20 protein-coding genes are annotated in these 24,427 nt (G+C 71.7%); 11 read left to right on the top strand and 9 right to left on the bottom strand.

Annotated elements, in window-relative coordinates; translation table 11 throughout:
• Positions 1–17: 17 nt before the first annotated feature.
• The 4 genes from manD (at position 18) to ACWGUG_RS04935 (ending at position 4,116) form a co-directional block, all read left to right on the top strand.
• Positions 18–1,256 carry a D-mannonate dehydratase ManD gene (manD, locus tag ACWGUG_RS04950; RefSeq protein ID WP_452324004.1) on the top strand — a complete coding sequence of 413 codons (1,239 nt, stop codon included), beginning with the start codon at positions 18–20 and terminating at the stop codon, positions 1,254–1,256.
• A gap of 107 nt (positions 1,257–1,363) precedes the next feature.
• Positions 1,364–2,371: a LacI family DNA-binding transcriptional regulator gene (locus ACWGUG_RS04945; RefSeq protein WP_336393647.1), complete on the top strand. Its 1,008-nt coding sequence runs from the start codon at positions 1,364–1,366 to the stop codon at positions 2,369–2,371.
• Between the two features lie 254 nt (positions 2,372–2,625).
• The gene (locus ACWGUG_RS04940; RefSeq protein ID WP_452324003.1) at positions 2,626–2,919 is read left to right on the top strand and encodes a hypothetical protein; all 294 of its coding nucleotides are present in this window, start codon (positions 2,626–2,628) and stop codon (positions 2,917–2,919) included.
• A 33-nt stretch (positions 2,920–2,952) separates the two neighbouring features.
• Positions 2,953–4,116, top strand: a complete 1,164-nt coding sequence (locus ACWGUG_RS04935) for an ROK family protein (RefSeq protein ID WP_452324002.1) — start codon at positions 2,953–2,955, stop codon at positions 4,114–4,116.
• A gap of 9 nt (positions 4,117–4,125) precedes the next feature.
• Here ACWGUG_RS04935 and ACWGUG_RS04930 read toward each other — a convergent pair whose 3' ends face one another.
• A complete protein-coding gene (locus ACWGUG_RS04930) occupies positions 4,126–5,121 on the bottom strand; it encodes a LacI family DNA-binding transcriptional regulator (RefSeq protein WP_336393650.1) in 996 nt (331 codons plus the stop codon).
• A 173-nt stretch (positions 5,122–5,294) separates the two neighbouring features.
• Here ACWGUG_RS04930 and ACWGUG_RS04925 point away from each other — a divergent pair, with 173 nt between their 5' ends.
• Genes ACWGUG_RS04925 through ACWGUG_RS04910 form a run of 4 tightly spaced genes read left to right on the top strand, consistent with a single transcriptional unit; the run spans position 5,295 to position 10,793 of the window.
• Positions 5,295–6,584 carry an ABC transporter substrate-binding protein gene (locus ACWGUG_RS04925; RefSeq protein ID WP_336393651.1) on the top strand — a complete coding sequence of 430 codons (1,290 nt, stop codon included), beginning with the start codon at positions 5,295–5,297 and terminating at the stop codon, positions 6,582–6,584.
• A 17-nt stretch (positions 6,585–6,601) separates the two neighbouring features.
• Entirely contained in the window at positions 6,602–7,600 is a 999-nt protein-coding gene (locus tag ACWGUG_RS04920; RefSeq protein ID WP_378880023.1) for a carbohydrate ABC transporter permease, read from the top strand.
• Positions 7,601–7,614: 14 nt separating this feature from the next.
• Positions 7,615–8,493, top strand: a complete 879-nt coding sequence (locus ACWGUG_RS04915; protein WP_452324196.1) for a carbohydrate ABC transporter permease — start codon at positions 7,615–7,617, stop codon at positions 8,491–8,493.
• Positions 8,490–10,793, top strand: coding sequence for a beta-xylosidase/alpha-l-arabinosidase (locus ACWGUG_RS04910; protein WP_452324001.1), 2,304 nt, complete (start codon positions 8,490–8,492; stop codon positions 10,791–10,793). Before ACWGUG_RS04915 ends, ACWGUG_RS04910 begins: the two co-directional genes overlap by 4 nt.
• A 381-nt stretch (positions 10,794–11,174) precedes the next feature.
• On the opposite strand, the gene ACWGUG_RS04905 is transcribed toward ACWGUG_RS04910, so the two are convergent.
• The 4 genes from ACWGUG_RS04905 to ACWGUG_RS04890 are packed head-to-tail and all read right to left on the bottom strand — an operon-like array spanning position 11,175 to position 15,659.
• Complete coding sequence (locus ACWGUG_RS04905) at positions 11,175–12,680, bottom strand: alpha-N-arabinofuranosidase (RefSeq protein ID WP_452324000.1); 1,506 nt, start codon at positions 12,678–12,680, stop codon at positions 11,175–11,177.
• Positions 12,677–13,756: a Gfo/Idh/MocA family protein gene (locus ACWGUG_RS04900; protein WP_452323999.1), complete on the bottom strand. Its 1,080-nt coding sequence runs from the start codon at positions 13,754–13,756 to the stop codon at positions 12,677–12,679. The genes ACWGUG_RS04905 and ACWGUG_RS04900 overlap by 4 nt, the downstream gene beginning before the upstream one ends.
• On the bottom strand, positions 13,753–14,445 hold the full coding sequence (locus ACWGUG_RS04895) for a ThuA domain-containing protein (protein ID WP_336393655.1): 693 nt from the start codon (positions 14,443–14,445) through the stop codon (positions 13,753–13,755). Before ACWGUG_RS04895 ends, ACWGUG_RS04900 begins: the two co-directional genes overlap by 4 nt.
• The gene (locus ACWGUG_RS04890) at positions 14,442–15,659 is read right to left on the bottom strand and encodes a Gfo/Idh/MocA family protein (RefSeq protein ID WP_452323998.1); all 1,218 of its coding nucleotides are present in this window, start codon (positions 15,657–15,659) and stop codon (positions 14,442–14,444) included. The genes ACWGUG_RS04895 and ACWGUG_RS04890 overlap by 4 nt, the downstream gene beginning before the upstream one ends.
• A 197-nt stretch (positions 15,660–15,856) precedes the next feature.
• On the opposite strand from ACWGUG_RS04890, the gene ACWGUG_RS04885 reads away from it, so the two are divergent.
• Positions 15,857–16,855, top strand: coding sequence for a LacI family DNA-binding transcriptional regulator (locus tag ACWGUG_RS04885; RefSeq protein ID WP_452323997.1), 999 nt, complete (start codon positions 15,857–15,859; stop codon positions 16,853–16,855).
• A gap of 274 nt (positions 16,856–17,129) precedes the next feature.
• Positions 17,130–18,545 (top strand): aspartate aminotransferase family protein, encoded by a 1,416-nt coding sequence (locus ACWGUG_RS04880; RefSeq protein ID WP_336393658.1) that lies wholly within the window; start codon positions 17,130–17,132, stop codon positions 18,543–18,545.
• Positions 18,546–18,557: 12 nt separating this feature from the next.
• Here ACWGUG_RS04880 and ACWGUG_RS04875 read toward each other — a convergent pair whose 3' ends face one another.
• Positions 18,558–18,875, bottom strand: coding sequence for a DUF7882 family protein (locus ACWGUG_RS04875; protein ID WP_336393659.1), 318 nt, complete (start codon positions 18,873–18,875; stop codon positions 18,558–18,560).
• Between the two features lie 20 nt (positions 18,876–18,895).
• Entirely contained in the window at positions 18,896–19,471 is a 576-nt protein-coding gene (locus ACWGUG_RS04870) for a TetR/AcrR family transcriptional regulator (protein WP_336393660.1), read from the bottom strand.
• A gap of 102 nt (positions 19,472–19,573) precedes the next feature.
• Between ACWGUG_RS04870 and ACWGUG_RS04865 the strand changes: the two genes are divergently transcribed.
• Positions 19,574–20,608, top strand: a complete 1,035-nt coding sequence (locus ACWGUG_RS04865; protein ID WP_452323996.1) for an SDR family NAD(P)-dependent oxidoreductase — start codon at positions 19,574–19,576, stop codon at positions 20,606–20,608.
• A 47-nt stretch (positions 20,609–20,655) separates the two neighbouring features.
• On the opposite strand, the gene ACWGUG_RS04860 is transcribed toward ACWGUG_RS04865, so the two are convergent.
• A complete protein-coding gene (locus ACWGUG_RS04860; RefSeq protein WP_452323995.1) occupies positions 20,656–22,215 on the bottom strand; it encodes an SLC13 family permease in 1,560 nt (519 codons plus the stop codon).
• Positions 22,216–22,264: 49 nt separating this feature from the next.
• Complete coding sequence (locus tag ACWGUG_RS04855; protein WP_452323994.1) at positions 22,265–24,331, bottom strand: oxidoreductase; 2,067 nt, start codon at positions 24,329–24,331, stop codon at positions 22,265–22,267.
• Positions 24,332–24,427 lie beyond the last annotated feature (96 nt).

Here is a 24,427-nt window from a genome sequence, read left to right as displayed (position 1 = left end):
CAGAAGAGGAGACCGACATGATCATCGATCGTGCCGAGGTCATCGTGACCAGCCCGGACCGCAATTTCGTGACGTTGAAGCTCACGACCGACGACGGCCTGACCGGGCTGGGCGATGCGACGTTGAACGGGCGGGAGCTGGCGGTGGTCGCGTACCTCAGCGAGCACGTGGTGCCGCTGCTGCTGGGCAGGGACGCGCACCGCATCGAGGACACCTGGCAGTTCCTGTACCGGTCGGCGTACTGGCGGCGCGGGCCGGTCACGATGGCCGCGATCGCCGCGGTCGACATGGCGCTGTGGGACATCAAGGGCAAGGCCGCCGGCATGCCGGTGTACCAGCTGCTCGGCGGCGCGTCCCGCACCGGCCTGCTCGCCTACGGGCACGCGTCCGGCAAGGACCTGCCCGAGCTGTTCGACTCCATCCGCGCCCATCAGGCGCAGGGCTACAAGGCCATCCGGGTGCAGACCGGCGTGCCCGGCCTGAAGTCGATCTACGGCATCGCCTCCAACGCGACCTACCAGGCCAACACCGGTGTCCGCTACGACCACGAACCCGCCCAGCGCGGTGACCTGCCCAACGAGGAGGACTGGGACACCCGCTCCTACCTGCGGCACGTGCCCACCGTGTTCGAAGCGGTCCGCCAAGAGTTCGGCCCGGAACTGCCCCTGCTCCACGACGCCCACCACCGCCTCACCCCCATCCAAGCCGCGCAGCTGGGCAAGAGCATCGAACCCTACGACCTGTTCTGGCTCGAAGACTGCACCCCCGCAGAGAACCAGGAGGCGCTGCGCCTGGTCCGCCGGCACACCACCACGCCGCTGGCGATCGGCGAGATCTTCAACACGGTCTGGGACTACCAGCAGATCATCCGTGAACAGCTCATCGACTACGTCCGCTCCGCCGTCACCCACACCGGCGGCATCACCCACCTGAAGAAGGTGCTCGACTACGCCGCGCAGTACCAGATCAAATCCGGCATGCACGGTCCCACCGACATCTCCCCCGTCGGCATGGCCGCCGCCATGCACCTCGGACTCGCGATCCACAACTTCGGCATCCAGGAGTACATGCGGCACGGCACCAAGACCGACGCGGTGTTCCAGCAGTCCTTCACCTGGACAGACGGCTTCCTCCACCCCGGCGACGAACCCGGACTCGGTGTCGACCTCGACACCGACGAAGGCGGCAAATACCCCTACATCCGCGCCTACCTCCCGTACAACCGCCTCGCCGACGGCACCATCCACGACTGGTGAGCGAGCCGGAACCCCTCGCACCGGACAGCGAGACCCGGTATGGCATCCTGAACGTGGTCCCGGCGACGACGCCCAGGACAGGCGCACCACGACGCAAGGATCCGCCCATGTCGACACCGCCGCGCGTGACGCTGGCAGAGATCGCCGCGGAGGCGGGCGTCTCCCTCGCGACGATGTCGAAGGTTCTCAACGGCAGACCCGACGTCTCGCCTGCCACGCGCGCCCGGCTCGAAGAGCACCTCGCCCGGCACGGCTACACCCGGCGCAGCCAGACCCCGCGCAGCGAGTTCGTCGAACTGGTGTTCCACGAGCTGGAGCCGAGCTGGTCGATGGAGGTCATCGAGGGGGTCGAGGACATCGCGCACGCCGCCGGGCTCTCGGTCGTGCTCACCGTGAGCGGCGACCGCCACTCCCCCGCGGCGGACTGGATCGACGGGGTCCTGCGCCGCAGGCCGGTGGCTGTGGTGCTGGTGTTCTCCGACCTCGCCGAGCGCTACCGCGACAAGCTCCGCTCGCGCGGCATCCCCTTCGTGATCGTCGACCCTGCCGGCGACCCGGCCCCCGACGTCCCGTCGGTCGGGTCGGCCAACTGGGCGGGCGGCCTGATGGCGACGCGCCACCTGATCGAGCTGGGGCACCGCCGGATCGCAGCCATCACCGGCCCCGAAGACATGATGTGCTCGCTCGCGCGCGTGGACGGCTACCGGTCGGCGATGAACGCGGCGGGGCTTCGCATCGACCCCGCGCTCATCCGGTTCGGCGATTTCCACACGGCCGGCGGCGAGGCCCACACGCGAGAGCTGCTGGCGCTCCCCGACCCGCCCACGGCGATCTTCGCCGGCAGCGACCTGCAGGCCCTCGGCGCGATCGCCGCGGGCTCGGCGGCGGGGCTGCGGGTGCCCGACGATCTGTCGATCGTCGGGTACGACGACATCGCGCTGGCGCGGTGGGTCAGCCCCCAGCTCACCACCGTGCACCAGCCGCTGCGACGCATGGGCGAGGAGGCGACCCGTCTCGCGCTGCGACTCGCCGACGGCGCCACGCCCGAGACCCTGCGGATGGATCTGGCGACGCACCTCGTGGTGCGCGGCAGCACGGCGCCGTATCCGTCCTGACCTCCGGCTGCACTCCTGACCGGCGAACCCGGGCGTTCACCGGTGGGAGGCTCGGCATTCATCCGCCTCGGGTAGAACACGGGGTGACGGTCGCCGGCTCGCGGAATCGCTTAGCGGCACTGTCCCGCAAGGTCAACCCCGATGCGCCGGAATCGTGCGGGGACCAGGATCGTTTCATCGACGAGAGGAGGCGGTCCATGGTCCTCGAAAGGCCGTCCTCACCCGCACGGCGCAGCGGTCTCCGCTCGCGCGCCATGCCTTCGCTCCGCGAGCTGCCGCCCCGCATGCCGGAGCCGCCCGCTCCCCGGGATTCCGCCGTGCGATGGGAGCGCATCGACGTCGACCGCTACGAGGTGAAGGTGCGCGGCGCCACCGTCGGCTTCATCGACGTCGTCGGCGCCGTGTTCGTCGTGCTGCAGGGCGCGCGCTACGACCGCGCCTTCGAGGTGCTCCAGACACTCGACTTCGCCGCCGCGGTGCAGTCGATCTGCCCCTCAGCCGTCGCGGACCAGACGCGGGAGAAGCCCGCAGCGCCGACCCGCGGCTGATCGCCCGCCGACGTCCGCCTCTACAGTGAGGGGATGAACGATCCGGTCGGCAGCCGCCAGGCGAATCTCTCGCGTCTGCTGCGCCTCATCCACCTCGAGGGCCCGGTCTCGCGCGCCACGTTGACGGCTGCGACCGGCCTCAACCGCTCCACCATCGCCGATCTCGTCGGCGACCTGGTCACCTCCGGCGTCGCGGAAGAGCGCGCACCCGATCCCAGCCGGCGTGTGGGGCGCCCGTCTCCGCTGGTGACCGCCGACCCGCGCGTCATCGCCGTTGCGGCCAACCCCGAGGTCGACGCGCTGTCGATCGCCGCGGTCGGCCTCGACCGCCGCGTCCGCCGCCGCGAGCGCATCGAGATGACGGAGCTGCTGAGCCCCGAGCGCACGGCCGAGCTGATCGGCGAGCGCATCTCGTCGTGGCGGCGGGACGACCTCGCCGGATCGGTCGTCGCAAGCATCGGGATCGCCGTGCCCGGCCTCGTGCGCGGGTCGGACGGACTCGTCCGCGACGCCCCTCACCTGAAGTGGAGGGACGTCGCGCTGCGCGAGCTGGTCCAGGACGCCACCGGGCTCCCCGCGGTCGTGGGCAACGACGCGGCGATGGGCGTGGTCGCCGAGCACCTCTTCGGGGCCGCCCGGGGCATCGACGACGTCGTCTATCTCAACGGCGGCGCCAGCGGCATCGGCGGCGGGCTCATCGTGCAGGGCATCCCGGTCGGCGGCGCGTCCGGGTACTCCGGCGAGTTCGGCCAGAACCGTCCGGGCATCGCGTCCCCCACCGACAGGCGGGCGGCAGACGGCGTGCTGGAGGACGAGGTGAGCCGCGCACGCCTGCTCGCGGCGCTCGGGCGGCACAACGCCGACGAGCCGGAGCTCGCCGAGCTGCTGCGCACCTCGGACGCACCCGACGTGCTCGACGAGATCGCCCGTCAGCGCCGGATCCTCGCCACCGCCCTGGCCAACGCGGTCAACGTGCTCAACCCCGCGGTCGTGGTGCTGGGGGGCTTCCTCGCGATGCTCGCGGAGCATGACCCGTCGGGGCTGCGGCAGGCCGTCGTCTCGCAGACGATGCCGGCGAACGGCGAGGACCTGGAGATCCGGCCGGCCGCGCTGGCCGAGGACCGGCTGCTGATCGGCGCGGCCGAGGCCGCGTTCGCGGAACTGCTGCGCGATCCGTCCGTCATCGCGCTGCGCTGACCACCGCGATCAGGGCGGCGGCGCTGTCGTGGCGCGCGGCACGAGCCGGGTCGGCAGCGTCACGTGCGTGACCTCGGGGGTGTCGCCCTGCATGAGCGAGAGCAGCAGCCGCGCAGCCTCCGCGCCGAGCGTCTGCATCGGCTGGCGCACCGTCGACAGCGCCGGCGTCACCTTGGAGGCCTCCGGCACATCGTCGAATCCGATGATCGAGAGGTCGCGGGGAACGTCGAGGCCGAGCTCGGCGGCCACCTTGACGATCTCCATCGCGGAGATGTCGTTCGCGGCGAAGATCGCCGTCGGCCGGTCAGGCCGTCGCAGCATCTCCAGCGCCGCCATGCGCACCGCGTCCTGGCGGTAGCTGCCCGAGCCCACCAGTGCCGGATCGATCGGCAGTCCGGCATCCGTCAGCGCACGCCGATAGCCGGCGTCGCGCGCGATGGAGGAGCGCAGGTCGGGGCGGCCGGCGATGAAGCCGATGCGGAAGTGGCCCAGCTCGATCAGATGCCGCGTCGCCTGGAGCGCCCCGCCGAAGCTGTCGCATTCGACGGTCGGCAGGTCGGCGGGACCGGTGTGGGGGTCGATCGCGACGAGCGGCACCTCCGCCCCCACGTTCACCACGGTCGGGGTGACCATGATCGCGCCGTCGATGAGCGTCCCGCTCAGCCGCGACAGCGAGCGGCGCTCCCAGCCGTCCGCCGCTCCGCGCGACCCCGAGTACGCCAGGAGGTCGTAGCGCGACTCGCGCAGCGCCTGGCCGACGCCCTTGAGGATCTCGGCGCTGAACGGCTCGAAGTCGGCGACGAGGACCCCGATGACGCCGGTCGTGCGCGAGCGCATGCTGCTGGCGATGAGGCTCGACTCGTAGCCGAGCTCCGCCACGACGGCGAGCACCCGGTCGACCGTCTCGCTGGCCACTCCATAACGGCCGTTGACCGCCTTCGACACCGTCGCCACCGAGACGCCCGCCGCCGCGGCGACGTCGGTGATGGTGGGGCGGCGCTTCATGATCTCGAAAGCATAACGTGGTCGAAACCGTTTTCGAAAACGTTTGACAAACCTTTTGTTGCCATTTCAGACTTTTCAGGTCCGGGCCGAGCTCCGGACCGCGCGACCCCGAATCGCGCAGACCAAGGCACCGCGAAGCAGAGGTGCTCCTCGAAGGAGAGAACGGGAATCACATGAAGCGCAACAGGATCCTCGCGGGTTCGGCTGCACTCGTCGCCGGCGCGCTCGCGCTCGCCGGCTGCAGTGCGGGCGGCTCCGGCGAGAACAGCGACGGCAGCGTCGAGATGACGCTGTGGCAGAACTCCACCACGGGCCCCGGCCAGCAGTTCTGGAAGGACGCGATCGCCGCGTTCGAGGAAGAGAACCCCGGCGTCACGATCAAGATGCAGTCGGTCCAGAACGAGGACATGGACGGAAAGCTGCAGACGGCACTGAACGCCGGCGACGCGCCGGACATCTTCCTCCAGCGCGGCGGCGGCAAGATGACCGCGATGGTCAACGCCGGCCAGCTGATGGACCTCACCGACCTCATCTCGGACGACATCAAGGCCGAGATCCCGGAGGGCTCCTTCGCCGCCGAGACCTACCAGGACAAGGTGTGGGCGATGCCCCTGTCCGTGCTGCCCGGTGGCTTCTTCTACAGCCAGGACGCCTTCGACAACGCCGGCATCACCGAGACCCCCGAGACCATCGACGACCTCAAGGACGCGGTGGCCAGCCTCAAGGAGACGGGCATCGAGCCCATCGCCCTCGGCGCGAAGGCCGCGTGGCCGGCCGCGCACTGGTACTACTTCTTCGCGATCCGGGAGTGCAGCCCGGAGGTCATCGAGGAGACGGGCGACACGAAGGACTTCAGCGACGAGTGCTGGCTGCGCGCCGGCGAGGACCTCGAGGACTTCGCGGCGATCGACCCCTTCAACGACGGATTCCTCACCACCGAGCCCCAGCAGGGCGCGGGCAGCTCGGCCGGCCTCATCGCCAACCGCAAGGCCGCGATGGAGCTCATGGGCGCGTGGGACCCGGGCGTGATCGCCTCCCTGACGCCCGACGAGAAGCCGCTCCCCGACCTCGCGTGGTTCCCGTTCCCCGAGATCTCGGGCGGCGAGGGTGAGCCGGGCTCGATGATGGGCGGCGTCGACGGCTACTCGTGCTCGGTCGACGCCCCGGAGGAGTGTGCGGACTTCCTGAACTTCGTCGCCAGCGCCGAGCAGCAGACCGCCTACTACAAGGCATTCAACTCGCCGCCGGTCAACACCGTGGCGCAGGAAGCCGTCACCGAGCCGTACCTGCAGCAGATCCTCGAGGCGTACAACAGCGCTCCGTTCGTCTCGCAGTGGCTCGACACCGTGCTCGGCCAGAATGTCGGCAACGCGCTCAACGTGGCGGTCGTCGACATGCTCGCCGGCAACAGCGACCCGCAGCAGCTCGTCGACGCGGTCAACGCGGCAGGCAAGCAGGGCTGATCGTGTCCACCCGCGAGATGTCATCCGACGCTCGCGGCCTTGCAGAGCACGACGGGGGCGGCACCACGCCGCCCCCGTCGGTGCCGCGAGGCCGCCGACGCCCGCGAGGCCTGGGCTGGGCCGGCCGCCTCGAAGTCATGATCCTGGTGGGGCCGGCACTGATCTTCTTCGTCGGCTTCGTGATCTTCCCGGTCATCATGGCCGCGTACTACGGTTTCTTCCGCTGGTCCGGCTTCGGCCCGGCGACCGAGTTCATCGGCCTGCAGAACTACGTCACGATCTTCACCGACCCGATCTTCCAGCAGGCGCTCGGGCACAACTTCTTCATCGTCGTCGCGTCGCTGGTGATCCAGGGCCCGGTCGCGATCCTGCTGGCGCTGCTGCTCAACCGCAGGATGCGCGGTCAGTCCGTGATCCGCGTCCTCATCTTCGTCCCCTACGTGATCGCCGAGGTCATCGTCGGCACCGGGTTCAGCCTCATGCTGGCCACGAACGGAGCGCTGAACGGCTTCCTCGAGAAGATCGGGCTCGACGGGCTGGCGCAGGACTGGCTCGCCGACCCGAGCATCGCGATCTGGACGCTCATGGCGATCCTCACCTGGAAGTACATCGGGTTCGCCGTCATCCTCTTCCTCGCCGGGCTCCAGGGGATCCCCCAGGAGCTGTACGAGGCCGCTGCGATCGACGGCGCGTCCTACTGGCAGATCCAGCGGACCATCACCCTGCCGCTCCTGGGCCCGACGCTGCGCATCTGGGCGTTCCTCTCGATCATCGGCGCGCTGCAGCTCTTCGACCTGGTGTACATCATCTGGGGTCAATACGTGTCGTCCGTGGCGGGAACCAACACCATGGCGATCTACATGGTCGCGACCGGACGGAACTCCGGCAATTTCGGGTACGGCAGCGCCGTGGCCGTCGTCATCTTCGTCATCTCGCTGGTGGTCGCCCTGATCTACCAGCGCACGATCCTGCGCCGTGACACCGCGGGGGCCATCACAGAGAGGGGCGTCAAGTGAGCTCCACGGACTCGATGAGCACCCGGACCATCACGATCCGCGACACGGTGCCCGCCCGCCGCCGCGACGTCAACAAGCTCCCCTGGGGAAGCCCGGCGGTGTACTTCATCGCCCTGGTCATCATCGCGCTCATGCTCGGGCCGGTGCTGTACATCATCATCGGCGGCTTCCGCAGCAACTCCGAGATCACCGTCGACCCGTCGGGCCTGCCGGTGAGCTGGAACCCGCAGAACTATGTCGAGGTCCTGACCAGCGGGCTGTTCTGGACCGAGGTGCTGAACTCGACGATCGTCGCCCTCGCGACGACCGCGGGTGCGGTGGCGCTCGGGCTCATGGCCAGCTACGTCATCGCCCGGTACACCTTCGCCGGGCGGGGAGCGCTGTACGCGCTGTTCGCCGCGGGCCTGATGTTCCCGATCACGGTGGCGATCACGCCGCTGTACATCGTGGTGCGCAACCTCGGGCTCATGAACTCGCTGCCGGGGGTGATCCTGCCTCAGATCGCGTTCGCACTGCCGACGACGATCATCATCCTGGTCCCGTTCCTGAGGGCGATCCCCGACGAGATCCAGGAGGCCGCATACATCGACGGCTGCGGTCGCCTGTCGTTCTTCTGGCGGATGGTGCTCCCCCTGGCGGTGCCCGGTGTCATCACCGTGGCCATCCTCGCCTTCATCGGAAGCTGGAACGGCTACCTGCTGCCGCTGTTCATCCTGAACGACGAGGCGCAGTTCACCCTCCCGCTCGGTGTGCAGGCCTTCTCGTCGCAGTACTCCGTCGACACGGCGAAGGTGCTCGCGTTCACGTCGCTGTCGATGCTGCCCGCGCTGGTGTTCTTCAGCCTCTTCGAGCGGCGGATCGTCGGCGGCCTGACGGGGGCGGTCAAGGGATGAGCGACGTCGTGATGCCCGCGGTCTCGCCGCGGGTGCAGTCCCTCCATGCGCAGATGACGCTGGACGAGAAGCTCGCGCAGCTCGTCGGCTACTGGGTCGACAAGGGCGGCGAGGTCGTCGCCCCGATGGCCGGCGAGCGCGGCAACACCGGCCCGTACGAGGAGGCGACGGCCCACGGCCTGGGCCACCTCACCCGCGTGTACGGCACGCGGCCCGTGGACCCGGTCGCGCGCGCCGAATGGCTCTGGGCGGAGCAGCGGCGTCTGCGTACCCAGACCCGCCTGGGCATTCCAGCCATCGTGCACGAGGAGTGCCTGACCGGGCTCGCGGCGTGGAAGGCCGCGACGTTCCCGACGCCGCTGGCGTGGGGCGCGGCCTTCGATCCCGAGCTGACCGAGGAGCTCGGGGCGGCGATCGGCCGGTCCATGGCGGCGCTGGGGATCCACCAGGGCCTCGCCCCGGTGCTCGACGTCGTCACCGACCCCCGCTGGGGCCGCGTCGACGAGTGCATCGCCGAGGATCCCTACGTCGTCGGCACCATCGGCACCGCTTACGTGCGCGGGCTTCAGTCGGCCGGTGTCGATGCGACCCTCAAGCACTTCGCCGGGTACTCGGCCTCGCAGGCCGGTCGCAACCACGCCCCCGTCCAGATGGGCCGACGCCGCCTGCAGGACGTCGTGCTGCCGCCCTTCGAGATGGCCATCCGCGACGGCGGCGTGCAGTCGGTCATGAACTCGTACGCCGAGATCGACGGTGTCCCCGTCGCCTCCGACCCGACGCTGCTCACAGAGCTGCTGCGGGAGGAGTGGGGCTTCGAGGGCACCGTGGTCGCCGACTACTTCTCGGTCGCGTTCCTGCACTCGCTGCACGGCGTCGCCGCCGATCTCGGCGAGGCGGCGGTGCTGGCCCTCCGCGCCGGCATCGACGTCGAGCTGCCCACCGCGGACGCGTTCGCAGCACCGCTGCGTGCCCGGCTCGCCGCTCATCCCGAAGAGGTGGAGCTCGTCGACCGCGCCGTGCTGCGCGTGCTCGCCCAGAAGGAGCGGCTCGGCCTGCTCGACGCCGACTTCGAGACGCCGCCCACCGAGATCGACCTTGACGATCCCGCGCTGCGCGCCCTGGCGCGGCGGGCGGCCGAGGAATCCGTCGTCCTGCTGACCAACGACGGCGTGCTGCCGCTCTCGGCTCCCGGGCGGATGGCGCTGATCGGCCCCAACGCCGACTCGGCCGAATCGCTCATGGGGTGCTACTCCTTCGCGAACCACGTGCTCGCGCACCACCCGGGCACTCCGCTCGGCTTCGAGATGCCGACCATCGCCGAGGCGCTGCGCGGCGAGTTCGCGGGAGCGGACCTCGTGGTCGAGCGCGGCTGCGACGTCGAGGACCCCGACACGAGCCGGATCGCCGCGGCCGCGGAGGCGGCGGCCGCCGCCGACGTCGCGATCGTCGTCGTCGGCGATCGTGCCGGCCTGTTCGGCCGTGGCACGGTGGGCGAGGGCAACGACGTCGACGACCTCGAGCTGCCCGGCGCACAGCGCCGCCTCGTCGAGGCCGTGATCGCCACGGGCACGCCGACGACCGTCGTGGTGGTCTCGGGGCGCCCGTACGCCATCGGCTGGATGCTCGAAGGACCGGGCGCCGCGAGCGCGGTCCTGCAGGCCTTCTTCCCGGGCGAGGAGGGCGGCCCCGCGATCGCGGGGATCCTCTCCGGCCGCACCGCGCCGTCGGGGCGCCTGCCGGTGTCGCTCCCCCGGTCGGCGGGCGCACAGCCGTACACGTACCTGCACCCGGTCCTGGGCGGCCCCACCGAGATCACGAGCGCCGACAACACCCCGGCCCTGCCCTTCGGCCACGGCCTGACGTACACGACGTTCGAGCGCGGAGCGCTGACGGCGACGGATGCCGCGACCGACGGCATCCTGGAGGTGTCGGTCGTCGTCACCAACACCGGCGACCGGCCGGGAGCGGATGTCGTCCAGCTGTATGCGCGGGACCGGGTCGCGTCGGTCACGCGTCCGGTCGCGCAACTGCTGGCGTACCAGCGGGTGCCGCTGGAGCCGGGCGAGTCGGTGTCGGTGAGCTTCGCCGTGCCGGCCACGCGCCTCGCGTTCACCGGACGTGACGGCCGCCGCATCGTCGAGCCGGGCGAGATCGAGCTCTGGGTCGGCCCCTCGTGCGCCCGGCGCGACGCCGAGGTACAGGTCGAGCTGACCGGCGAGGTGCACGTCGTCACGGCGGCCGACCCGAGGGTGGCGATGGCGACGGTCCGTACCGGCGCAGACGCCCTCGCCGCCCGCTGAGAACCGCACGAAGAGGGCCCACGGCATCGCGCCGCGGGGCCCTCTTCGTGCCCATTCCACAGGTCAACCGGCCCTCCGCCGGAGGTTGGACCGATCCAACCTCCTGCGGAAGCGCGGTTGACCTGTCGAACGGAAGGGAGCCAGGGGATGCCGTCATCCCAGGCGCGAGCTTGCTCCCCGGTCGCCGCGGGGCGCCTTCGTGCCCGTTCCACAGGTCAACCGGCCCTCCACAGGAGAGTGAACCGATCCAACCTCCTGCGGAAGCGCGGTTGACCTGTCGAACGGAAGCGGAGGAGAGGATGCCGCCCACCCGCCGGCCCGCTGCTTCGGACGCGAGGAGGCCCGCGGCGATGCGCCGCGGCCTCTTCGTCTCCGCGCCGGCTACGCCAGGTCGAGCTCCACCGTCGCGAACGCGTGCGGCGGCAGCGACACCGAGAGCACGCCGCCGTCGAGCGACGTCTCCAGCGGCGCCGGCGCGACGGCGTCGGGCGTCTCGGGCGTGTTGTGGGCGGCGGCATCCGTCCCGGTCAGCACCCGCGCGCGGCGCACCGACGCGGTCCGGCCGCGCAGGTCGACGCGCACGTCGAGCGTCTCGTCGAGCGAGAGGTTCGACAGCGACACCAGCGCCGCGCCCTCGGTGGTCGAGGCCGAGACCGACAGGCCCGGCACGCCCTCGGACGCCGACGGCGACGACAGCACGTGGGCGCCCAGCGCCGTGGCGTCGTGGTGGCCACGGTTCATCTCGAACACGTGGTAGGTCGGGGTCAGCACCATCGCACCGGAGTCGTCGGTGAGGATCATCGCCTGCAGCACGTTGAGCGTCTGCGCGATGTTCGCCATCTTCAGGCGCCCGGCGTGCCGGTGGAAGGCGTCGAAGTGCACGGCGGCCACGAGCGCGTCGCGCACGGTGTTCTGCTGGAAGAGGAACCCGGGGTTGGTGCCCGGCTCGACGTTCCACCACGTGCCCCACTCGTCGAGGATCAGGCCGACCTTGCGGTCGGGATCGTACGAGTCCATCACCGCCTCGTGCCGGCGGATGACGCGCTCGACATCGATCGCCTTGCGCATGGTGCCGTAGTACTGCTCGGCGTCGAACTCCGTCGCCGACTCGGTGTTGATGCCCGCTCCGGCGTGCGCGTAGTAGTGGAACGACACGCCCTGGAACACCGGGGACGGGTTGGAGCCGCAGGTGAGGCATCCGAGCGACTCCATGAGCGCCCGCGTCCAGGTGATGTCGTCGTCCGACGCGCCGGCCGCGATGCGGTAGAGCTCGTTGCCGCCGTGGTTGCGGCAGAAGGTGCCGTAGCGGCGTGCCTCCAGCGCGTACTGCTCGGCGGTCATGTTGCCGCCGCAGCCCCACGCCTCGTTCCCGATGCCCCAGAACGGCACCTTCCACGGCTCGTCTCGGCCGTTCTCGCGACGCAGGCGCGCCATCGGGCTGTCGCCGTCGCGCGTGAGGTACTCGACCCACTCGCTCATCTCGCGCACCGTGCCGCTGCCGACGTTGCCGTTGACATAGGCGTCGGCGCCGAGCATCTCGCAGAGGTCCATGAACTCGTGCGTGCCGAAGTGGTTGTTCTCGACGATGTCGCCCCAGTGGGTGTTCACCATCTGCGGGCGGCTCTCGCGGGGACCGATGCCGTCGCGCCAGTGGTACTCGTCGGCGAAGCAGCCTCCGGGCCAGCGGAGGTTCGGGATGCCGAGCGCTCGGAGCGCCTCGACGACGTCCGAGCGGATGCCGCGCACGTTCGGGATCTCGGAATCCTCGCGGACCCAGAAGCCGCCGTAGATGCAGCGGCCGAGGTGCTCGGCGAAGTGGCCGTAGAGGTGGCGGCTGATGACGTCGCCGGGGACGTCGAGGTCGATGACGGCGCGGGCCGTGGTCACAGGCTTCTCCAGGTGTCTGCAGGGGTGAGGGGAACGAGGGAGGGGCGCTCGACGGTCGTGTGCAGCGGTTCGCGCGCGCCCGAGGCGGCGGAGGCGGCGAGCGCCGTCATGATCTCGAGCACGTGGTGGGCCATCGCCCCGCTCGCGCGCGCGTGGCCGGCGGCGAAGTCGATGAGCCCGATGCCGCGACCCGCGTCGGCGTATCCGGCCGACGGCTGCAGCGTCTGCCACTCGCCGCCGCGGGGGTGCAGCTGCACGTCGCCGGTGAACATGTTCGGGTCGGGCACCAGGAGCGAGCCGTCGACGCCGTGCACCTCGATGGGCGCCGCCGTCGACCGCACCCCGTCGAAGCTCATCGTCACGGTCGACAGGGCACCTGAGGCGTGGTGCAGGATGCCGGTGAGATGCGTGTCGACGTCGACGGCGATGGACTCCCCGGCACGCGGGCCGGACCCGATGACGCGCGTGTCGCGCGACCGCGACGCCGCTCCCGAGACGGAGGCGACCGGCCCGAGCAGCTGCACGAGGGACGTGACGTAGTACGGTCCCATGTCCAGCAGCGGGCCGCCGCCTTCGCGATAGTAGAAGTCCGGCTGCGGATGCCACGACTCGTGGCCGGCCGAGATCCACATCGCCGACGCCGAGACCGGGCGGCCGATCAGACCCTCATCGATCGCAGCACGGGCGGTCTGCACGCCCGTGCCGAGCACCGTGTCGGGCGCGGCGCCGATGCGGACGCCCGCGGCGGCCGCGGCATCCATCACCCGCGCGGCATCGGGGAGCGTCGCCGCGAGCGGCTTCTCGCCGAAGACGTCCTTGCCGTGGGCGATGGCGGCGAGCGCGACCTCGGCGTGCGCGGCGGGGATCGTGAGGTTGAGGACCGCGTCGACCTCGGGGTCCGCGACGAGCTGGTCCGTGGTCAGCACGCGCGCGCCGGGGATGGTCTCGGCGACCGCATCGGCCCTGGCCGTGTCGAGGTCCGCCACCGCGACGATGCGCACGCTCGAGACGCCCTTGAGGGTGTCGAGGTACTGGCGCGAGATGACGCCCAGCCCGACGATGCCGACCCCGGTCACCGCGCCGCCCACAGCAGCCCCCGCTCGATGATCGTGCGGACGTTGGCATCCTGCAGCACGTCGACGCTGTGACCCGGCGTCGCGACGAAGACGCGCCCCTGTCCCCACTCGCGCGTCCACACCGCGGGCGAGGTGATGGGGCGGTGCCAGGGGTGGTACGGCTGCACCGGATGCGTGGTGGTCGCCAGCACGTCGATGAGGTCGTCGTGGAGCACCCAGTACTGCTCCGTCGTCAGGACGAAGTCGTCCAGGCCCGCGGTGATCTCGTGGGTGCGGCCGAGGTCGGTGAGCTCGACGGTGTACTCGAGGTAGTTGTCGCTCTGGTCCCCGTGCACCTCGTCGGGGTGCTTCGAGGGGTGGGTGGCGAACTGGCCGCCGACGAGCTGGAGGTAGTCGGAGCTGGCCCGGAACGAATCGGCGATCCCGCCGTGCCAGCCGGCGAGGCCGGTTCCGGCGGCGACGGCGTCGCGCAGCCCGCGGACGGCCTCCTGAGAGGCCTGCGACATGGTGACGCACTGCAGCACGAGGTCGACCCCCGCCATGCGGTCGGCGTCCGCGTACACCTCGGGGCTCTCCTCCACGGAGACGTCGAAGCCGCTGTCACGGAGGAACGGCAGGAACAGCTCGGTCGCCTCGACCGGGTGATGGCCGTCCCATCCGCCGCGGACGACGAGGGCGGTGCGGGTCATGAGGGGTTTCCTTCCACAGGGTTTGCGGGGGCGTCGACGGCGCCGGCGGCGACCGTCGTCAGGATGCTGTCGTGCGCGGCGCTCTGCTCGACCGCGGCGAGCACGCGCTGCACCTGGGTCGCTTCGGCGAAGGTGGGCGACGCGGGGATCTCACCGGCGACGGCGCGCACGAAGTCGACCGCCTGGTGCGTGAACAGGTGCTCGTACCCGAGTCCGTGACCCACGGGCCACCACGCGCCGGCATACGGATGCTGCGCCTCGGTGACCTGCACGCGCCGGAAGCCCTGGGCGACGTCGGCGGCGGCGTCGTACACCTCGAGCTCGTTCATCCGCTCGAAGTCGAACGCGATCGCGCCGCGGTCGCCGTTGATCTCGATGCGGTTGGCGTTGCGGCGTCCGGTCGCCAGGCGCGTCGCCTCGAAGACACCCAGGGCCCCGCCGTCGAAGTGGGCGGTGAACGCCGCCGCGTCGTCGACGGTGACCGGGAGCCGGTCGGTGGTGTCGGCGGCCACGCCGCCCAGGCCTTCCACAGCCCCGCGTCGGGGCCGCGAGGTCACGAAGGTGCGCAGGGTCGCCGACACCGCCGTGATGTCCTGACCGGTGAGCCATTGCGCGGTGTCGATGCTGTGCGCGCCGATGTCGCCCAACGCGCCCGAGCCCGCCCGGTCACGGTCCAGCCGCCAGGTGTGGGGCGCGTCGGAGTCGCTCAGCCAGTCCTGCAGGTACTGCGCCCGGACGTGGCGGATCTCGCCGACACGGCCTGCCGCGATGAGCTCGCGCGCGAGGGTGAGCGCGGGGGTGCGGCGGTAGCTGAAGCCGCACATGGCGACGACGCCGGCGCGGGCTGCGGCATCCGTCATCTCCTCCGCCTCGGCGACCGAGTTCGCCAGCGGCTTCTCGCACAGCACATGCTTTCCGGCGGCGAGCGCGGCGAGCGCGATCTCGGCGTGGGTCTGGCCGGGGGTGCAGATGTCGATCACGTCGATGTCGTCGCGTTCGACGGCCTCGCGCCAGTCGACCGAGTGCTCCGGCCACTCCCAGCGTGCCGCGGCCTCGGCCGTGGCGTCGGCGCGATGCCCGACGAGCAGCGCCGGCTGCGGAGTCACCGGCAGGTCGAAGAAGCGCGGAGCGGTGCGCCAGGCGTGGGTGTGCATGCGGCCCATGAAGCCGGTGCCGATCAGTGCGATCCGCAGCGGTGATGTCGTCGTCGTCATCGGGTGTGTGCCCTTTCCAGCCACAGACGATGCCATCGCCCGGTCGGCGTCGCGACAATGTTGCGCAAAACCTCGACCGTGCGCCAAGGTGGTGCGATGGCCGTGAGACGTCATCCGATCGAAGAGACTGTGGGGTTCACCCGCGGTCGCGGCGGTCCGGTGACGTCTCACGAGGAAGCGTCGAGCGGAGGCATCCGGTGTCGGCGCGCGTGAGCCTGGCGGCCGTGGCGGCGGCGGCCGGGGTCAGCGTGGCGACGGCATCCCGCGCACTGTCCGGTCGCGGCGACCTCGCCCCTGCCACTCGACGTCGGGTGCTGGCGACGGCCCGCACGCTCGGCTACACGCGTGACCCCGCCGTCGGCGGGCGGCCGCCGGGATCCGCGCGCCTGGTCGACCTGGTGCTCGGCTGGTTCCACAACGCCTACTCCGACGAGGTCACCGCCGGCGCCCGCAGCGCCGCGGCCGCCGCCGGCTACGACCTCGTGCTGACCGAGGAGCGCGACACCCCCGACGACGACTGGCCGATGCGCATCCGCCGGCGCGGTTCGGCCGGCGTGGTGCTGGGACTCATCTCGCCGACGGCGTCGCAGCTGGCGGCGCTGAACGACGCCGAGATCCCGGTCGTGCTGATGGATCCGCAGGCCGAGACGTCGCGCGGTCTCACGAGCGTTCGCACGACCGACAGGGAGGGCGGTGCGGCAGCGGCGATGCACCTGGCCGAACGCGGCGCCACCCGGTTCGCGGTGGTGCTGGGGTCGCCGCCGTACCGCTACGGCCGTGCACGGAACACCGGCTTCCGCGAGGCGCTGCGCCTGGTCCGCCCCGACGCCGACCTCGTCGCGGTGCAGGCCGACTGGGGCGGAGCGGCGGCGCGCGAGGCCGCGCTGCCCGTCCTGCGCGGCCTCCGGCCGGGAGAGCGGCTGGGGGTCTTCGCATGCTCCGACGAGATGGCGGCGGGCGTGTACTCCGCAGCCGCGGCGACCGGGCGGCGCATCCCCGACGACGTGCTCGTCGTCGGGTTCGACGACCTGCGCGGCGCCCGCTGGCTCACGCCGCCGCTCACCACCGTGCGCCAGCCCATCCGCGAGATGGCGGCGGCGGCCGTCACCGCGCTCACCGAGGCCGCCGCGGGCGCGACCCTGCCGCCTGGACCGATCCTTCTTCCCACCCGCCTCATCGAGCGCGGCTCGACCTGAGCGCTCCCGGGGTCACCGGACTCCGCGCCCGACCCGATCCCGACAGGTCAACCGCGCTTCCGCAGGAGGTTGAACCGTTCCAACCTCCTGTGGAGTCGCGGTTGACCTGTGGCGCTACGGGGTGAACACCCGAACCACAGAGAAGAGCGGATGCCGCGGCGCACGGCATCCGGACGGACCGACGGCCGCGGCATCCGAACCGGACGAAACGTCCCCTCCGGGCCCGTGGGGCACGCGAGTAGCGTGGGAGAACCTCCGACGGAAGGGCTCTCCCATGTCCACCACCGCGCAGTCCGTGACCCGACGCCCAGCCCGCAGCGACGCGGAGCTGCAGCAGATGGCGAAAGACCACCTGTGGATGCACTTCGCCCGCCAGTCCGTCATGACCGACGGCCCCGGCGTGCCCATCATCGTCAAGGGCGAGGGCCACCACATCTGGGACTCGCAGGGCAAGCAGTACATCGACGGCCTGGCGGGCCTGTTCGTCGTGGCCGCGGGCCACGGCCGCCGCCGCCTCGCCGAGGTGGCCGCCAAGCAGGCCGAGGAGCTGGCGTTCTTCCCGATCTGGTCCTACGCCCACCCCGCCGCGATCGAGCTCGCCGACCGCCTCGCCGGCTACGCGCCCGGCGATCTGAACAAGGTGTTCTTCTCGACCGGCGGCGGAGAGGCGGTCGAGACGGCGTTCAAGCTCGCCAAGTACTACTGGAAGATCCAGGGCAAGCCCACCAAGCACAAGGTGATCTCCCGCTCGGTGGCCTACCACGGCACGCCGCAGGGCGCGCTCGCGATCACCGGCATCCCGGCGATGAAGGAGATGTTCGAGCCGGTCACGCCCGGCGGCTTCCGCGTGCCGAACACCAACTTCTACCGCGCCGCCGACATGGGCGCGCCTGCCGACGACCTCGAGGCGTTCGGCGTGTGGGCGGCCGACCGCATCGAGGAGATGATCCTGTTCGAGGGCCCCGACACCGTCGCCGCCGTGTTCCTCGAGCCCGTCCAGAACTCGGGCGGCTGCTTCCCGCCCCCTCCCGGATACTTCCAGCGCGTGCGCCAGATCTGCGACAAGTACGACGTGCTCCTGGTGTCGGACGAGGTCATCTGCGCGTTCGGACGCATCGGCCACATGTTCGCCTGCGACGCGTACGGCTACGTGCCCGACATGATCACGTGCGCCAAGGCGATGACCAGCGGCTACTCGCCCATCGGCGCCACCATCGTGAGCGACCGCATCTACGAGCCGTTCGCGCACGGAGACCGCGCGTTCTACCACGGCTACACCTTCGGCGGCCATCCGGTCTCGGCGGCGGTGGCCCTGGAGAACCTCGACATCTTCGAGGAGGAGGGCCTCAACGAGCACGTGCGCGAGAACTCGCCGCTGTTCCGCTCGAGCCTCGAGAAGCTCACCGATCTGCCGATTGTCGGAGACGTCCGCGGCGACGGCTACTTCTTCGGCATCGAGCTGGTCAAGGACAAGGCGACGAAGGAGACCTTCGACGACGACGAGTCCGAGCGGCTGCTGCGCGGGTTCCTGTCCAAGGCGCTGTTCGACGCCGGGCTGTACTGCCGCGCGGACGACCGCGGCGACCCCGTCATCCAGCTCGCGCCGCCGCTGACGGTCGGCCCGGCCGAGTTCGATCAGATCGAGCAGATCCTGCGCAGCGTGCTGACGGAGGCGTGGACGCGCCTGTGACGCCTGGCGGGCTCAGTCGTCGGAGTCGGACTCGGATTCGTCGGGCTCGGGGATGACGGTGAGCCCGTTCGGGCCGCTCGCGGTCCGCATGAGCTCCTCGACCCAGCGCCGGTTGATGCGGGGCTGGCGGCCGCCGAAGAAGTGGAACTGCAGCGGCACCGACGGATGGATCCAGAAGCTGCGACGGCCGCTCCCGTCCCCGATCTCGACGTCGAACATGAAGGGCTCGGAGCGCCGCAGCTTGTTCATCATGACGATGCGGAGATGGGCGAGAGTGCGGTCCTCGATGTCGACCGCGTTCGCGTTCGTGTCGTAGATGAACCTACCCATGGCAGGAGCCTACTGGGTCCTCATCGCGGGGCGAACGCCGCGGCGAAAAGGGCCCGCGCACGCCGCGCGACCGCCGGTCGCTGCGCCGGGTCGGCCCGCGCCAGCTCGGTGGCGAGCATCCCCGCCGCGAGCGTGACGTCCTCCGCCTCGATGTGCGAGCCGACGCGCCCCGCCGTCCGGTCGCGTGTCAGCAGGCGGTCGACGAGCACGCGGAACCGCTCACCCATCGCCGCGACCCGCCCGTCGGCGGGATCCGCCGTGACCAGCTGGATCAGCGCGGTCGAGCCCACGGCCTGATCGACGACGCGATCGAGCAGGTCCTCGATCGTTCGGTCGGACGCCGCCGAGTACTCCTCGAGCTCGCGCACGTTGTCTTCGAAGACGGCGACCGCGAGCGCCGTGCGGTCGGGGAAATGACGGTACAGGCTCCCCTGGCCGACTCCGGCGCGCTTGGCAACGGCGCTGAACGGCGCGCCGAGACCGCCCTCGGCGTAGACCTCGCGGGCTGCGGCGATGAGGGCGCGCCGGTTGTCGGCGGCCGCGGCCGGCCCGCGATTGCGGCGGGGAGTCGAATCGGGGACTGCTGTGCGGGGCACGGGTGTAGCCTAGTACCGGACATAGATGTCCGGTAGGAGCCGCCCCGAAGGTCCCGCACCCGCATCCCGGACGACCCGCTGCCGGCAGAAAGGGAAGAACTCATGACCACCGACACCGCGCTCCTCACCGGAGCGTCCACCATCCAGGCGTGGCTCGACCACCCGGCCGGCGGCCCCGCACTGCGCGGCCTCCTCTCCCAGGGCGGCCAGAGCACCGACGCCCTCGCCCCCGTGGCAGGCCTCCCGATCCGCAACCTCGTCGCGATGAGCGGCGGCGCCTTCCCCCAGGCCGCACTGGACGCCCTGGTCGCCCAGGTGAACCCGGACGGCATCGCGGCCGAGGCGGACGCCGACCCCGGCGACGCGCCGGCCGCGGAGTGGGCCGAGAAGATCACGTCGGGCCGGTTCACCGGTCAGACCGTCATCGTCACCGGCGCCGGATCCGGCATCGGCCGCGCGACCGCATCGCGCGTCGCGCGCGAGGGCGGCCGCGTGATCGCCGTCGACGTGAGCCAGGAGCGTCTGGACGAGTTCGTCGCGGCGCATCCCGGCGCGGACGTCGTGGCGCTCACCGCCGACATCACCGACGATCAGGGCGTCGCCCGCATCGTCGAGGCCGCCGGCGACCGCATCGACGCCCTCGCCAACATCGCCGGGATCATGGACGACATGACACCGGTCGGCGAGGTCACCGACGCCGTGTGGGACCGCGTGTTCCGGGTCAACGTCACGGGCACGATGAAGCTCATGCGCGCGGTGCTCCCCACGATGCTCGCGCAGGGCAGCGGCTCGATCGTGAACACCTCGTCGGAGGCATCCCTTCGCGGCTCCTCGGCCGGTGCCGCCTACACCGCGTCCAAGCACGCGGTGGTCGGCCTGACGAAGTCCAGCGCGTTCATGTACGGCCCGAGCGGGATCCGCGTCAACGCCGTCGCACCGGGGCCGGTGATCACCAACATCGAGGCCGCCTTCAACTCGCCCCTCGGCGCCGACCGCGTGCGCGCCGGCATGGCGATCATGCCGCCGCCGGTGACCGCCGACCGCCTCGCCGCGTCGATCACGTTCCTGCTGAGCGACGACGGCGTCAACGTCAACGGCCAGAACCTCGCCAGCGACGGCGGCTGGTCGGCGGCCTGACCTCCGGCCGGTGGACGGCGCCCACCCCCGGTCGTGGGTGGGCGCCGTCAGAACGGCCAGATGAGCGGCACGTAGAGCACCGCGACCGCGAGGAAGAACAGCACGAGCGGCAGGCCGAGCCGCCAGTAGTCGCCGAACCGGTATCCGGCCGGCTCCATCACCATGAGGTTCGCCGGTGTCGCGATCGGGGTCAGGAACGACGCCGCGCCGGCCACGGCGAGCGCCATCATGAACGGCTGCACCGACACGTCGAGCGTCTGGGCGACGGCGATCGCTATGGGGGCCACGATCAGCACCGTCGCGACGTTGCTGATGAGCTGCCCCAGCACGACCGTCAGCAGCCCGAGCGCGAGCAGCGCCAGGTGAGGGCCGGCGTCGCCCAGCAGCGCCAGCATCCACCCGGCGACGAGCTCGGCGGTGCCGGTGCTGATAAAGGCGGTCGACAGCGGGATCATCCCGGCGATGAGCACGACGGTCGTCCACGAGATCGCGTGGTAGGCCTGCGGGACGCTCACGGTGCGGGTGAGCACGAGGGCGCACGCCGCGAGCAGCGCGGCGACCGCGGCGGGAACGAGACCCGTCGCGAGCAGCACGATCATGGCGATCAGGATGCCGAGCGCGCGCTTGGCGCCCGCGCCGAGCGGCACCGACCGGCGCAGCAGGGCCGGGTCGTCGACGGCCAGCACGCCGGGCTGGCGCGCCCGCCGCGAGAGGTCGGCCCACGTGCCCTGCAGCAGCAGGGCGTCGCCCGCCTGCAGGACGAACCCGGTGCCGGTGAGGTGCTCGTCACCGCGGCGTCCGGCGAGGACGACCAGGTCGCCGTCGGGCGTCGTCATCCCCGCGTACACGCGCTGCCCGATGAGCGGCGAGCGCGGCGCGACGACGACCTCCGTCACCCCGCTGTCGGGGCCGAGCAGCGTGCCCGTGTCGAGGGTGAGGGAGTACTGCTTGCGCAGCACGCGCGCGTGCCGGGCGAGGTCGACGGGCATGAGCGCGCCGGGACGCTCGGGCAGCAGACGGCCGCCGAGGAGCAGGATGACGACCGTCCCGAGCAGCACGGGGATGCCGACGAGCGCGAACTCGAAGAACCCGAACTCGCGCCCGCCCGCGTCGGCGGCGAGCTCCGACACCAGGATGTTCACGGGTGTGCCGGTGAGGAGGAGCAGGGAGCCGGCGGATGCCGCGAACGCGAGCGGCATGAGCAGCTTCGACGACGGCACCCCGGCCCGCGCGGCGACCACGACGACGAGCGGCAGCAGCGCCGCGACCGCGCCGTTGATGCTGATGAGCGCGGTCACCGCGGCCACGAGGAGGGAGATCACCACGACCAGCGACCGGCGCCCGCTGCCGGCCCGGCCGATCACAACCTGGCCCGCCCACGCCGTCACGCCGGTCGCGTCGAGCGCCTCGCTCACGACGAACAGCGCCGCGATGAACAGCACCGTCGGATCGCCGAATCCGGCCAGCGCCTCGGGGAGCGTCAGGACTCCGGTGAAGAACAGCGCGAGCGCCACCCCGATCGCCACGACGCCGATCGGCACGCGGTTGCTCACGAAGGCGACGACCGCCAGCGCCAGGATGACGAGGGTCGCGGCGACGGGGTCCACGCGCCCAGCGTAGCCATCGCGCCCCCTGGGGCCCCGACGGGTCCGGACGTCAGCCGCGGAGGCGTGCCAGGCCGGCGACGTCGTACGCGAGCTCGACGGCGTCGAACACCGCGGCGTCGATCGTGCGGGGCGCGAACGCGTCGCCGATCGTGAGGACGCGGGGCGCGGCATCCGTCATCCCGCCGGGGATCGTGACCGACGCGCGCGGCTCGATCGCCACGACGGCCTCGAGCGCCCCGATCGTGTCGGCGACGCCGGTCAGCGCATCGCTCACCCGGACCGCACCGGCCGCGACCCCCTCGACGCGGTGGGCGGTGCGCCGGCGGAAGCCGCGGTGGGCGCCCAGACGCTCGAGCAGCAGCGGACGGTCGTAGCCGGCGCCGACATGGGGGAACACGGTCTCGAACGGCGTGACGAGCTCGAGCTCGTCGACGTGCGGCAGGAGCGTCAGGACGATGCCGGCGGCATACGCGGTCCCGTCGGCGTCGACGACGGCGATCCTCCGCCCGAGCGGCCGGGCACCGGTCTCGGCGCCGGCGGTGCGGGACACCGCGGCGAACGCGTCGATCGTGCCCGCCGCCGGGAAGCCGCCCGCGTAGGCACCCCCGAGCGCGAGCGACGTCGACGCGGGGGCGACGGCGCCGGTCGCGACGACGATGCCGTCGGCGCCGAGTCCGCGCAGCGACTCGGTCGTCGCCTCGACGCCGAGCCGCACCTCGACGCCGGCGGCGGCGAGGTCGCGCTCCAGATCGTCGACGAGCAGCCCGACGCTCTCGCGCCCCGGCACGCGGCGAGCGAGCCGCAGCTGGCCGCCGAGCTCGCCGGAGCGCTCGATGAGCGTCACGGCGTGGCCGTCGGTCGCGAGCTCGACGGCGGCGCGCATGCCCGCCGGTCCCCCGCCGACCACGACCCACCGCTGCGCGGTCGCCGCCCGGGGCCGCGCGCCCCGCTCGAGCTCCCGCCCCGCGAGCGGGTTCACGGTGCACGACATGGCCAGACCGCGGCTGCCGCGGCCGAGGCATCCCTGGTTCAGCCGGATGCAGTGACGGATGCCGGGCTCCGCGACGCCGGCGGGCCCCGGTCCGGGCGCGGTCCCGGGTCCGATGAGCTTGCGGCCGAGGTCGGGGTCGGCGATCTGCGCGCGGGTGAGCGCCACCATGTCGGCGATGCCCGAGGCGACGACTTCCTCGGCGTCCTCGACCGTGCGCGCGGCGCCGACCCCGAAGACCGGCACGTCGGGGTTGGCGGCCTTGACGGCCGCGACGTCGTCGCGCAGCCAGGAGTACGGCATCGGCGAGGACGGGAAGACGTAGTGGACGTTGTGGTACCCGCCGCCGGCGAGGTCGAGGAAGTCGATGCGGGCCTCCGCGCGGAGCCGGTCGATGACCTCGCGCATTCCGGCGCCGTCGACGCCGTCGGGGTGGAACTCGTTCGCGACGATCCGGATGCCGACGGTGAAGTCGTCGCCGACCCGCGCGCGCACCGCGCGCAGCACCTCGCGCGGGAAGCGGGTGCGCCCCTCGATGTCGCCGCCGTACTCGTCGGCGCGCGCGTTGTAGAGCGGCGAGAGGAACTGGTGCAGCAGATAGCCGTGCGCCATGTGGATCTCGACGCCGTCGAACCCGCCGTCGCGGGCGTGCTCCGCCGACAGCGCCCAGCCGTCGACGAAGGCCGCGATGTCGTCGTGGTCCATCTCGCGCGTGGCGTGCGCGGTCGACGGCGAGAGCAGTCGCGACGGGGCGTACACCGCGCGGGGGCCGTCCGGACCGTCGGGCTGCGCCTGCGCGCCGTGGTGGTTGAGCTGCACGAAGATCCTCGCGCCGGCCTCGTGGACGGCATCCGTCATCTTCTTGGATGCCGCGACGCTCTCGGGGCGGTAGGCGTCCTCGAACCCGCGGATCGACCCGGTGGGGTGCACGAAGTGGTTGCCGGCGACGAAGAGCCCGCACCCGCCCTGCGCCCGCCGCACGTAGTACGCCGTCTCGCGGTCGGACTCGACGCGGTCGGAGTACTGCTTCGAGTGCGCCGTCTGCATGATGCGGTTGGGCACCGTCACGGCCCCGATCCGCAGCGGCTCGGCGAGGACGGAGGAGCGGATGCCGGGACTCGCGGTCATCCTCCGAGCCTACGTCGCCGCCCCGCGGCGCCCGCCGAGTAACCGCGACGTCGTCGAACGACCACGCTGTCGGCGACGGTGACGTGGTCACTCGCC

This window comes from Microbacterium sp. NPDC055455 (genome assembly GCF_053619935.1).
This window is presented reverse-complemented; position numbering and strand designations above follow the sequence as displayed.